This window comes from Psychromonas sp. L1A2 (assembly GCF_009828855.1).
Classification (GTDB): Bacteria; Pseudomonadota; Gammaproteobacteria; order Enterobacterales; family Psychromonadaceae; genus Psychromonas.
Genome location: NZ_WUAG01000002.1, coordinates 1,465,924 through 1,478,289 on the forward strand (window position 1 = coordinate 1,465,924; position 12,366 = coordinate 1,478,289).

11 protein-coding genes are annotated in these 12,366 nt (G+C 36.0%); 2 read left to right on the forward strand and 9 right to left on the reverse strand.

The window, feature by feature from the left end; all coding sequences use genetic code 11:
- Positions 1-4 precede the first annotated feature (4 nt).
- From aroB to pilM, 7 genes are all read right to left on the reverse strand, one after another.
- Complete coding sequence (gene aroB, locus GQR59_RS16675) at positions 5-1,075, reverse strand: 3-dehydroquinate synthase (protein ID WP_160064586.1); 1,071 nt, start codon at positions 1,073-1,075, stop codon at positions 5-7.
- Positions 1,075-1,590, reverse strand: a complete 516-nt coding sequence (gene aroK, locus GQR59_RS16680) for a shikimate kinase AroK (RefSeq protein WP_113819341.1) — start codon at positions 1,588-1,590, stop codon at positions 1,075-1,077. The genes aroB and aroK overlap by 1 nt, the downstream gene beginning before the upstream one ends.
- Before the next feature lie 157 nt (positions 1,591-1,747).
- Entirely contained in the window at positions 1,748-3,823 is a 2,076-nt protein-coding gene (locus tag GQR59_RS16685) for a type IV pilus secretin PilQ (RefSeq protein WP_160064588.1), read from the reverse strand.
- 26 nt (positions 3,824-3,849) lie between these two features.
- Positions 3,850-4,368, reverse strand: a complete 519-nt coding sequence (locus GQR59_RS16690) for a pilus assembly protein PilP (protein ID WP_160064590.1) — start codon at positions 4,366-4,368, stop codon at positions 3,850-3,852.
- A complete protein-coding gene (locus GQR59_RS16695; RefSeq protein WP_160064592.1) occupies positions 4,368-4,937 on the reverse strand; it encodes a type 4a pilus biogenesis protein PilO in 570 nt (189 codons plus the stop codon). The genes GQR59_RS16690 and GQR59_RS16695 overlap by 1 nt, the downstream gene beginning before the upstream one ends.
- Positions 4,938-4,939: 2 nt before the next feature.
- Complete coding sequence (locus tag GQR59_RS16700; RefSeq protein ID WP_160064594.1) at positions 4,940-5,491, reverse strand: PilN domain-containing protein; 552 nt, start codon at positions 5,489-5,491, stop codon at positions 4,940-4,942.
- Positions 5,491-6,549 (reverse strand): type IV pilus assembly protein PilM, encoded by a 1,059-nt coding sequence (gene pilM / locus GQR59_RS16705; RefSeq protein ID WP_160064596.1) that lies wholly within the window; start codon positions 6,547-6,549, stop codon positions 5,491-5,493. The genes GQR59_RS16700 and pilM overlap by 1 nt, the downstream gene beginning before the upstream one ends.
- Before the next feature lie 191 nt (positions 6,550-6,740).
- Here pilM and GQR59_RS16710 point away from each other — a divergent pair, with 191 nt between their 5' ends.
- Positions 6,741-9,314 carry a penicillin-binding protein 1A gene (locus tag GQR59_RS16710; protein ID WP_201288132.1) on the forward strand — a complete coding sequence of 858 codons (2,574 nt, stop codon included), beginning with the start codon at positions 6,741-6,743 and terminating at the stop codon, positions 9,312-9,314.
- Here GQR59_RS16710 and yrfG read toward each other — a convergent pair.
- On the reverse strand, positions 9,311-9,976 hold the full coding sequence (gene yrfG / locus GQR59_RS16715) for a GMP/IMP nucleotidase (RefSeq protein WP_160064598.1): 666 nt from the start codon (positions 9,974-9,976) through the stop codon (positions 9,311-9,313). The genes GQR59_RS16710 and yrfG overlap by 4 nt on opposite strands.
- Before the next feature lie 255 nt (positions 9,977-10,231).
- On the opposite strand from yrfG, the gene nudE reads away from it, so the two are divergent.
- Positions 10,232-10,783 (forward strand): ADP compounds hydrolase NudE, encoded by a 552-nt coding sequence (nudE, locus tag GQR59_RS16720; protein ID WP_160064600.1) that lies wholly within the window; start codon positions 10,232-10,234, stop codon positions 10,781-10,783.
- A gap of 72 nt (positions 10,784-10,855) precedes the next feature.
- Here nudE and sthA read toward each other — a convergent pair whose 3' ends face one another.
- Positions 10,856-12,286 carry a Si-specific NAD(P)(+) transhydrogenase gene (gene sthA, locus GQR59_RS16725; RefSeq protein ID WP_160064602.1) on the reverse strand — a complete coding sequence of 477 codons (1,431 nt, stop codon included), beginning with the start codon at positions 12,284-12,286 and terminating at the stop codon, positions 10,856-10,858.
- Positions 12,287-12,366: the final 80 nt, after the last annotated feature.

Here is a 12,366-nt window from a genome sequence, read left to right on the forward strand (position 1 = left end):
TCGATTAAGATTCTATGACGTCACGGAGTACTTTCTCACTGACATTATCAAATAATGCACTTGTACCTACAGAGGTCGGTAAAACTAAACGTAGTTGACCATTAAGTACTTTTTTATCTAACTGCATATGTTCCGCAAAATGTTTGTATTGCATATCTGCAGGCGCTGTTAACGGTAGGTCAAAGGCTTCAATTAAATCAATGATTTGTTCCACATCACTATGATCGACTAACCCCAATATATAAGAGGTTTCAGCAGCTAATACCATACCAACAGCAACCGCTTCACCATGTAGCCAATTACCATAACCTTGCTCAGCTTCAATAGCATGGCCAAAAGTATGCCCAAGATTCAATAGTGCTCGAATCCCATGCTCTTTTTCATCTAGTGCCACCACTTCAGCTTTAATAGCACAACAACGTTTAAGCATATAAACGATAGCCGTTGGGTCAAGTGATTTGATTGCTTCTATATTTGATTCTAACCAACTGAAAAAGTCTTTATCATAAATAATACCGTACTTAATCACTTCTGCCATACCAGCAGCAAATTCACGTGCAGGCAGTGTTTTTAAACACTCAATATCAATGATAACCGCTTGTGGTTGATAAAAAGCACCTATCATATTTTTACCAAGTGGATGATTTACGGCCGTTTTTCCACCAACCGACGAATCAACTTGTGATAATAAAGTGGTTGGTATCTGTACAAATGCGATGCCCCTTTGATAACAAGCAGCAGCAAAACCAGCCATATCACCGATAACACCACCCCCCAATGCAACAATGGTTGAATCGCGAGCATGTTTTTTTGCTAATAATTCGCTCAATATTACTTCGAATGTACTTAACGTTTTATGTTGCTCGCCATCAGGTAAAATAACTTCATCTATTTGATAATCTTTTAATGTGTTTTTACAAGCCTCTAAATATAGAGGTGCAACGACATCATTAGTAACGATCATCACTTTTTTGCCTTTGATTGCACTGCTAAAAAGTGCGGTATCAGACAATAAGTTTGATCCAATAGAGATTGGGTAACTACGATCACCTAGATCAACGAGTAACTTTTCCATTAAAAATCCAATAAAGCAATAATTTGACTCGCAACAACTTTTGCACTTTGCTCGTCAGTTTCAATAGTATAATCCGCAGCTTCTTCATAAAGCGCGTTGCGTTTTTCTGCCAATGTTTCCAATACCGACTGTGGATCATCAGTTTGAAGAAGCGGTCTACGCTTATCTTTTAGTGTTCTTGCAAGCTGTTTTTGAACGCTTGTTTTTAAGTAAACCACAATACCACGAGCCGACAGATGAGTTCTGTTTTCCTGTCGAATAACCGCCCCACCGCCTGTCGCTAAAACAATACCATGTTTTTTAGTTAGTTCATCTAACATTTCTTGTTCGCGATTTCTAAAACCTTCTTCACCTTCAACGTCAAAAACCCAAGCGATATCCGCGCCAGTTTTACGTTCAATTTCACTATCTGAATCAAGGAAGTCTAAGTGCAGCATTTGTGCTAGTTGACGGCCAATTGTGCTTTTACCAGCCCCCATTGGGCCAATTAAAAATATATTACGCTGTTCTGCCATGTTGAATTTTTACTCAAGTGGTTGATTACTGGGAAGCCCCTTAAAAATTAAAGAGAAGTGCCTTATTATCGCAATTGTTAACAATATATTGCAAGCCATAAAAAAATAAGCCTGAAGGTAAACTTCAGGCTTATTCAATACTAAAGGAATTTAAGACTTAATATTTTGTTTGCATAACAATACGCGGTGTAACAAAAATTAATAATTCTGACTTACTATTGTCGGTTACTGAATTTCTAAATAAGAAGCCAAGATAAGGAATATCACCTAAAAATGGCACTTTACTGACGGTATCTGTAATTTGCTGTTGATAAATACCACCCAAAACTAAGGTTTCACCATTATCAACTAATACCTGAGTTTGAATTTCTTGTGTATCAATAGAAACTGATTCACCATCATTTGTTATAATCGTTTCACCAACAGAGTCTTGAGTAATAACGAGATCTAGGATCAATTTATTATCAGGTGTAATTTGTGGCGTTACTTGTAAACTTAATACTGCTTTTTTAAAACTAATTGATGTCGCACCTGATGATGAAGATTCTACAAAAGGAATTTCTGTACCTTGCTCAATATAAGCTGTTTGTTGATTTAATGTTGTAATACGTGGACTTGCAATAATCTCTGCTTTACTTTCTTGTTCTAAAGCAGACAACTCTAAATCTAGAATATTACCATTGGCTAGTCTAGCAACTTGAAACCCAAGTGTGCCAGCTGATGTAGAAAGAGGTAAATTAACATCTAAGGTATTCAAGGTGGTATCTTCCCCTGTACTATTTGAAAGCCCCCAAGTAATACCTAAATCTTCACCAACAGAGTCACTAACCGTTACCATTCTAGCTTCAATAACAACCTGTCGGACTGCAATATCTAAGACATCAATAATTTCTTTAACAGAGTCAATGACCGCTGCAGTATCTTTAATTAACAATGTGTTAGTACGCGTATCCACCGTCACATTACCACGCTCAGATAGTAAACTTGCATTTTGACTTGAGAGCATAGTTGCAATCGTAGCCGCTTTTGCATAATTAATTTGAATAAACTCAGAATACAAAGGGGATAAAGCAGCAACTTCATTATTAGACTCTAGTTGTTCACGCTCTTTTGCTGCAAGTTCAGTAGCAGGAGCAATCAGAAGAACATTGCCATCCATGCGTTTGCCTAAACCTCTCACCTTAAGAATAATATCTAATGCTTGTTCCCAAGGAACGTCATCAAGACGCAATGTGATATTACCACTTACTGAATCAGTGATAACTAAGTTCAAACCATTAAAGTCAGCAATTAACTGCAACACGGTACGTACCGGAATATCTTGGAAATTAAGAGAAATAGCTTTACCTTCGTAAGGCATATCCTCTTCATCTTCTGGTTTTTTAGATACTTCAACCATAAATAAAGTATCTAGTTGATCATAACGATAATTATATTCATCTTTTATATTAAAAATGAAACGCGTTTTACCATTGTCTCTAAATGTTTCTATTTTTTCTACAGTAGTAGCAAAATCAACAACATCCATTATATATAAAAAATCATCTGGAATATAAGTACTTTGAAACTCAACGATTAACTGTTGGTCACGTCTTTTTATATCAACAGCAACACTTGAATTATCTAAATAAACAAACAACTTACCTTGGCCTTCTGAGCCACGTTTAAAGTCGATATCAGAAATAGTATTAACGTAACCTTTTGGTCTATCAATCAATGCTGCTTTACGTGCTTTTTCAGCCGCTTCATTTAATGTTTTTTGTGCAGTTTGATCGCCCGTATTCTGAATAATTGCAGCTGCAACAGCAGACTCAGCTTCAGTTGCAACTGATCTTTTCTCAGTATCACCAAAACGAACAACTAAACTCTTACTTTCTTCAGAAATGTAATAAGGCATTAACTCATCAATCATAATAACTAAGCGTAAACCGCCATTCATACGTATAGCTTCTACACTGTCTATACCACTTTTATTAATACCAATAGGATTTAATTCAAGTAATGAGCTTGCATCTTTAACATCGATGACCAGCTTATTCGGACGATAATGTAATTTCTCAGTATAAGAGGCGATTTCATCATTGAACTCAAAATTTAACTCAAATTTCCCTTCCGAAAGAGGGTTGACATTAAGTTTAATTAATTGTGATTCAGCAACTGAAAAAGAAGATACAAATAGCAAAGCAACGCCGACACTCAACAATATTATTTGTTTAAGATTTCTAAATTTCATGTTTTCCATTTCATCCCTGATTAACTTCATTCCGATACTAATGTCATTTGAGTAACACGCTCTTCCCAACAACCATTTCTATCTGGTGCTAACTCTAATAAATCTATTTTATTTTTACTTATTTTTAGTACTTTTCCATAATTTAAACCAAGATAGTTACCGGGTCTAACTTTATGAACTTCACTACCTGAAACTTGAACAAGCGCCCAGAGCTCACCATTAATAGATAGTGTTCCTTTCATCTGTAATAATCCAAGAGAATACAATTCTAGGGCTTGTTTTTTACGGTCAAAATTAGGTTGCGGACAACTTTTAGGAGTATCCTTTACTTCTGTAACGACTTCAAGTTGTGGTTGCGAAAAAGGATTTCTTTCTCCTTCTTGCGTAAAATTAAGCGTATCAATTTTTTCCAGTGTAGGTACTTCATTTTTCACAGGGTAGACTTTAGATTTGGTATCCACAACAAAGACTTCTAAATCATCAAGATCTGCTTCGGCACAAGAAAATAATAAAAAAACCAATGATAAAGGCAACAGTCGCTTCATTATTTCTTCCCTTTATAACGATATGTTTTAGCAACGATATCTAACATTAGCGTATCTTTATCGTTATGTTTCAAACGTAAATTATCTAATATAACAATTCGAGGTAAAGCGGCAATATCAGCAGAAAACTTCCCTAATTGCTCATAAGTACCGATAACTTTAATACTAATTGGAACTTCTTCAGCAAGCTCTAATTGCTTTTTGACTCCCCAATTAAGACTTTTAAACTGCAAACCATTATTAGCACCAATAAAACCGACATCATCTAATAAACTAGCAAGTTCTTTTTTACTCGGTAATTTATTAACTAGTCCATCTAATATTACTGAAATTTCAGTCATTTGTTCGCGATAAGCTTCAAGATTTGAAGACAATGCTGCTTTCACTTTGAACTCATTTTTTAGTGTTGCTTCTTTTGCTTCTACTTTCTCTAATTGTTTAAGTTGATCTTCAATAACGTAATAGTAAAAACCGCCAATTAAAAGGCAACAAGTGATGATCACAACAATCGACTTATGAAGTTTTGGCCAACTACCTATATTTTCTAGGTCCATATCATTAATATGCATGATTATTTCCTATCTTCAGGTAGAACAATAAAGTTCATAGAGAAATTATATAACTTGATTGGTGTTGTTGGACCGCTAACAATTGATGGTAATGACGTATCCCCTAACCAACCAGATGCATCAACATTTCTTACCATATTGCTAACGTGTCCTGTTGAATCAGAAAGGCCTTTTACACTAATAGTACTTTTATTAAAGTTAATTGAATTTATATAAACACCAGGAGGAGTAACGGCAGGCAAAGTATTAAAAAAGCGAGTAACGGTATTACGTTGCTGCTCAAGCTCCTGAATAAGGTCTATTCGACGTACTAGCTCCGCTTTTTCTTTTTTAATCTCTTTTATTTCAGCAATGCGTCTATCCAAAATGATAGTTTGGGTTTGTAAATATTGATTCCGTTCATTTTGAGCATTAATCAAAGAATCTACATACATTTTCCCAGCAAAAGATAAACCGAATGCAACGACACAGCTACAACCTAGTAAAATAAAGAAGGCAATTTTCTTTTGTTGTTTATAATTTTCGCGCCAAGGTAATAAATTAATATTCGACATTATGAAAAGCTCCTTAATGCCAGACCTAACGCCATCATATATTTAGGGCCAGATTCTTTTAATAGATTGTTATCTGCTTCATTTTTACATTCCAGGCTTAGAGACGGGTTTGCAACTTCTACTTGGATATCTAACTCTTCTTGTAATTGTTTAGCTAACTCTGCCATTAACACTCCACCACCCGTTAATATCAGCTTACTAATATCAACTTTATTAGGTGCATTGGTAAACATCCGCAAGTCGAAACGTAAATGGTTAATCGTCATATTAACAAATGGAGTAATGACATCGACATCGCAATCAATAGGTAAGTCATTCTCAACTTTTACTCTCTCCGCTTCTGGTCCCGATAGACCGTAGCGTTCAGCAATCATTTGACTGCACACTGCACCGCCATGACTCTTACTTCGAGTAAAGATGACATTACCCTGATATAGGATATTGAGCATCATTTGAGAAGCGCCAATGTCAACAATTGCAACGCCTTTATCGTAATCATCTGATGTAATAACGAGCTCTGCAGAACGGGCAAGTGCATGGCTAGCAATATCAACAATTGTTGTCTTGAGACCACTTTCATCAACGCATTGAGCTTGGGATAATACACGCTCCTTTCTAGCCGCACTCACTAAAATGTCATTTAATGATGGGTCATTACTATTGGGGCCAATTAATTCAAAATCAATAAAAATTTCATCTAATGGGAAAGGAATACTATTTTCTGCTTCAATTTCAACACGTGATTCTAAATCCAACTCACTAAGAGAAGCATTCATTTTCATCACTTTTGTGATGACATCAGATCCCGTTACAGCGATAGCAACATTTTTATAATTTGAAGGGAAACTTTTACGTAATTGTTTTATGATTGCAGTGATTTTATCAATATCTTCGAATCGATTATCGACGATGAGCCCTTTTGCCAAAGGTGCTTCTGCAATACCATCAACATGGTACGTTCCTTGTCCTTTTGAGATTGCAATTGCTTTTATTGAATTCGAACCGAAGTCAATACCAATAACACTACTCGAACCTAATTTTTTAAATCCAAAAAACATAATTTCCTTGCTGCATAAAGCATTAATAAGTTTTTTTTAATTAATATACAATAATAAGTTTAAATTCGACAATTTCCAAGCTGATAAGTCACAGTTCACTCTTTAACTCATGATTTATAACTATATACTACATACTCAATATATCTAACATAAAAGTGACGTAGTCACACTATCAATGGAATTATTTAAATATGATGAAATGGATCAAGCGACTTTTTATAGTAGCTATTATCTTGGCACTATTAGGTGCAGCAACTGTAATAGTTATTTATTATCAGCTGAAATCTGATTTGCCTGATGTAACAAGTATTCAAGATATACCGTTACAAGTTCCAATGAAGGTACTAAGCAAAGACGGTGAGTTGATCTCACAATTTGGTGAAAAAAGACGTATTCCATTAGTGCGTAAAGAGATACCAGATCAGTTAGCTAATGCATTTATTGCAACAGAAGATAGTCGATTTTATCAACATGTTGGTATGGATCCGATTGGTATAATGCGAGCAGCTAGTGTTTATATTATGTCAGGTAGCGCTAAACAAGGTGCAAGTACAATTACACAACAGGTCGCTAGAAATTTCTTTTTAACCAATGAAAAAACAATTCTTCGTAAAGTACGAGAAATCTTCATTGCCATTCAAATTGAGCAAATTTTAACAAAAGATGAAATATTAATGCTTTATCTTAATAAAATTGCGCTCGGGCATCGTTCTTTTGGTGTTGGTGCAGCAGCACAAGTTTACTTTGGTAAATCAGTTTCAGAATTAACATTATCAGAGATGGCTGTATTAGCAGGCCTTCCAAAAGCACCTTCACGATTAAACCCTATTTATTCTGTAGAAAATGCAACAGAGCGTCGTAACATTGTATTAATACGAATGTTAGACGAAGGCTATATTACAGAAAAAGAGTATCAAGATGCACGTGATGAAGTTGTATTAAGTAATTACCACGGTGCTGAAATAACCCTTTCAGCACATTACGTAGCAGAAATAGCACGTAATAAATTAATCGAGTTGTACGGTGAAGACAGAAGTTATAATGAAGGCTTTAACGTTTACACCACTGTGACTAAAAGTGCTCAAGAAGCAGCAAATCAAGCGGTTATTGAAAATTTATATAATTACGATATGCGACATGGCTACCGTGGTGCGAGCAAAGTATTATGGGAAGAAGATGAAACACCATGGACACCAGAAAAAATAGTCAAAATACTATCAAAAGAAAACGATATAGCAGATTTACATGCTGCCGTTGTCGTTGGCGTTAATAAAAAAAGCATTGATGTCATCATTAAAGGTCAGCAACAAAAGAAATCAACCATTGAATGGGACGGCTTAAGTTGGGCTCGTGCATTTAAAACAGATTTAAGACAGGGGTATCCACCTAAAGAAGCGAAAGATATTGTTAAAGTCGGTGAACAAATTTGGGTGCGAGAAATTGAAGTAGAAGATAAAGAAAAATCGACGACCAATAAACAATTACAGCTATCTCAATATCCAGCTGTAAGTGCAGCATTTGTTTCTTTGAACCCACAAGATGGTGCTATTACTTCAATGGTCGGTGGGTTCAACTTTGCACAAAGTAAATTTAACCGTGCAACTCAAGCAAAACGACAAGTGGGTTCTAATATAAAACCTTTTATATATTCGGCTGCCCTTGATAATGGTTATACGCTGGCAACATTAGTTAGTGATACGCCAATTAGTCAATGGAGTGGAGATGAAGCTTGGCGCCCTAAAAACTCGCCCGCAGTATACGCAGGTCCAATTCGTTTACGTCAAGCACTAGGCCAATCTAAAAATGTTGTATCAGTGCGTCTAGTAGAAGACTTGGGTCTTACTAAAGTTATCGATCAACTTGTTAAGTTTGGTTTTAATGAAGATGACATGCCAAAAAGTAACTCTTTAGCTTTGGGCTCTGCAGCAATGACACCAATTGAGTTAGCGACAGGTTATGCTGTTATTGCTAATGGTGGATATAAAGTAGAACCTTATATTATAGAACGTATTGAGGACGCTTATGGAACCATACTGTATCAAGCTGAGCCCAAAATTGTATGTCCTGAATGTATTAGTATCTATAAACAACAAGAGAAAGAAACCGACTTATTAGCAACGACCACTATTATTGATGGAGAAGCCGAAGTTTGTGTTATTTCACCTATTGATAAAACACAGATTGCACCATCAGTAATATCACCAGAGACAGCCTTTTTAACACGAGAAATGTTAAGAACGGCCGTTTGGGGTGGTGGAAACAGAAAAAATAAAACCAACTGGAACGGAACCGGTTGGAGAGCAGGTCGAGCTATCGGGCGACAAGATATGGGTGGAAAAACAGGTACTACAAATGATTCCAAAGATGCTTGGTTTTCAGGATTTGTTGGTAACATGGTCGCAACCTCTTGGGTTGGCTTCGATGATTTTAGTCGAGAGTTAGGTCGTGCAACTTACAATAACAATTTAGGTAAAAACCAAGTGGCTGGCGGTGAATTTGGTGCACGAACAGCTTTACCAGCATGGAATTACTTTATGAGTAAAACAATGGCAGACCAACCTGTTTATCAACCCCCTCGACCACAAACCATTTCTAGTGTACGTATTGATGCTGCAACCGGCTTATTGACTACAGCAAGAGATGAAACTACACGGTTTGAGTTCTTCAGAGCCGGTACAATACCTGCTAACTATGTACCAGAGCCAATGTTCAGTGGTTCTGATTCGCAAGAAGGTGGGTCTATTTTTGGTGATGAATTATTTTAACGAATAATATTCAAACTAAAAAATTCATTAAATTGACAGATAGATGAAAAGCCTTGCATTAATTGTGCAGGCTTTTTACTATCTGGTTTATTAATACCCATTAAATACTCCACGCCAGCAGACTCAGCAGCAACTAATATCTTTTCACTATCATCAATAAAAACAGATCTTGAAAAATCAGTATTAAGCTGCTTTTTTACTGCAGACCAAAAACCTTGGTCCTCTTTTGCATGACCAATTTCATGGCTAGAAATAACTAAATCTACATATGATAACAATTGGGTTTGCTGATCTTTTAATTTAATACCACTAGGGTGCGCATTAGTTAAAATAACAATTTTTTTATTGAGCTCTTTTAGCGTTTTTAAAAACCATAAGGTATCTTCACGCCACTGGATTTTATCTTTACATTGATGTTGTAGTTGATGAATATCTAAACCTAAAGTATTGCTCCAATAATCATAACAATACCAAGATAATGTCCCAGATACTTTTTTACACTCCGAAAATACAATTTCGGCTGCTTTTTCAAAAGAGATACGATGAATAATTGCATATTGTTCTGGTACTAATTCCATCCAGAAATGAGAGTCATAGTGCAAGTCTAATAGCGTTCCATCCATATCTAGTAATACAAGATCGATATCTTTTTCTAACAACATACTTTTCCTAAAAATGTCTAAGGTTGAATGGAGGAAAGCGAATTAATTTTTTCAAAATGAGTTTAATACCTAATGCCGTTAATGGAAGCCAGTGTAAATAATTGATCCTTTTACAGAACTCACATCGTAGCAATAAGTTCTCTCAATTCACTGAATAGGTGAGATATTCATTTGGATTGGCATAATACAGTATCGTAGAGACAATAAGCATTGTAAGATGACATTTATATATACTAATAAAACTATGAGGCACTTATGAGCAACTCTTCGCAAACGTTACCTGAAATTTTAAATAAAAGTGTTGCCGCTTGTAGTCGATTTTTTAAAATTGAAACACTACAACTAAAATTTAGTAATGGCGAACAGCGTGAATTTGAACGCATGCAAAGTAGTAATCAAGGTGCAGTTTTAGTCGTTCCTTTTTATGATAAAGATACAATCTTATTAATACGCGAGTATGCAGCAGGTACGCATAGTTATGAATTAGGCTTTCCTAAAGGGCTTATTGACCCCGGCGAAACACCTTTAGAAGCCGCTAATCGTGAATTAAAAGAAGAAGTTGGCTTTGGTGCTAATGAGTTTACCGAACTAAAAAAAGTAGTGATGGCACCCAGTTACTTTAGTAGTGAAATGACACTTTTTATGGCTAATGATTTATACCCTGAAAGCTTAATTGGAGATGAACCAGAGCCTTTAGAAGTGATAAAATGGCCATTAAATAAAGCAGATGAATTACTAAATAGAAGTGATTTTCAAGAGGCGCGTAGTATCAGTGCTTTACTTTGGGTGATGAAAAACTACAAATAAAAAGAATTTCAAGAGTAAGCAGACAGTATGCATATACTGCCTGCTCATTTCTAAAAACAACAAATTCGCTATTTAAAATAAACGATTTAAACCATTTAATGCAGCGACTCGATATGCTTCTGCCATGGTTGGATAATTAAAAGTCGTATTCGCAAAATATTCAATAGTATTGCCCGGCCCCTCTTGTTCCATGATCGCTTGACCGATATGAATAATCTCCGCTGCACGCTCTCCAAAACAATGAATACCTAATATTTCTTTGGTCTCACGATGGAATAAAATTTTCAAACTGCCCACATCAGACCCTAAAATTTGCGAACGTGCTAAATCTTTAAATTGTGCACGTCCTACTTCATAAGGCACTTGCTGCTGCGTAAGCATTTGCTCTGTTTTACCCACAGAACTGATTTCAGGAATCGTATAAATACCAGTAGGAATATCTTTAATAAGCTTTCTTTTGCCTTCACCGGTGATAATTAAATTAGCCGCAATTCGACCTTGGTCATAAGCTGCACTTGCCAGACTTGGGTAACCAATAACATCACCTACGGCATAAATATTATCAACCGACGTTTGGTAATGTTCATTAATCGCTAGTTGTCCACGGCTGTCTGGCTTCAAGCCCACTGCTTGTAAATTCAGCAAATCAGTATTACCTGTTCGGCCATTGGCATACAACAGACAATCAGCCTTCATTTTTTTGCCTGATTTGAAATGAATAACAACCCCATCAGATGATGATTCTACTTTTTCATACTCTTCATCATGACGTAAAATCATACCTGAATTTCTAAAATGGTAAGATAAAGCATCTGACATTTCTGCATCTAAAAATGAGAGCAATCGGTCTCGAGTATTCACCAAATCAGTCTTAACACTCAACCCTCTAAAAATAGACGCATACTCACATCCGATAACACCTGCACCATAAATAACAATATGTTGTGGTTGATAATCTAACGATAAAATCGTATCACTGTCGTAAACATTAGCGGAATTAAAATCGATATCATCAGGATGATAAGGGCGAGATCCCGTTGCAATAACAATATCTTTGGCAGTGATAACTTCCACAGAACCATCTGCATTCTTTACTTTTACAGAATGGTTATCGACAAAAGATGCTTCACCAAAATGTAAAGTACAGTTATTGCGATTATAAAAACTACTGCGCATCTTAACTTGCTTACCGATCACTTGTGCGGTGTGACGAAGTACATCTGCAAAAGTAAATTCTTGTTTTTGAGGGTAATTATTTGTAAATAATGCATTGTTCTTCAATTCAATCAACTGCGTCACACTATGACGAAGCGCTTTGGAAGGAATAGTTCCCCAATGAGTACAACCGCCGCCTATATCTCGATATTTTTCAACAACTGCGACACGCTTACCCGCTTTTGCAAGCTTCATCGCCGAACCTTCTCCACCTGGGCCAGTACCAATAACAATGACATCATAATCGTAATTTACAGGAGCAATTTTTTGATTCTTTGGAGTTGACATTAGACGACCTCAAGTTGGAAAGTAACTTATCTTAACAATTTGATAGCATTTGTCACACATTCTTACAACAAAGTTAGCTG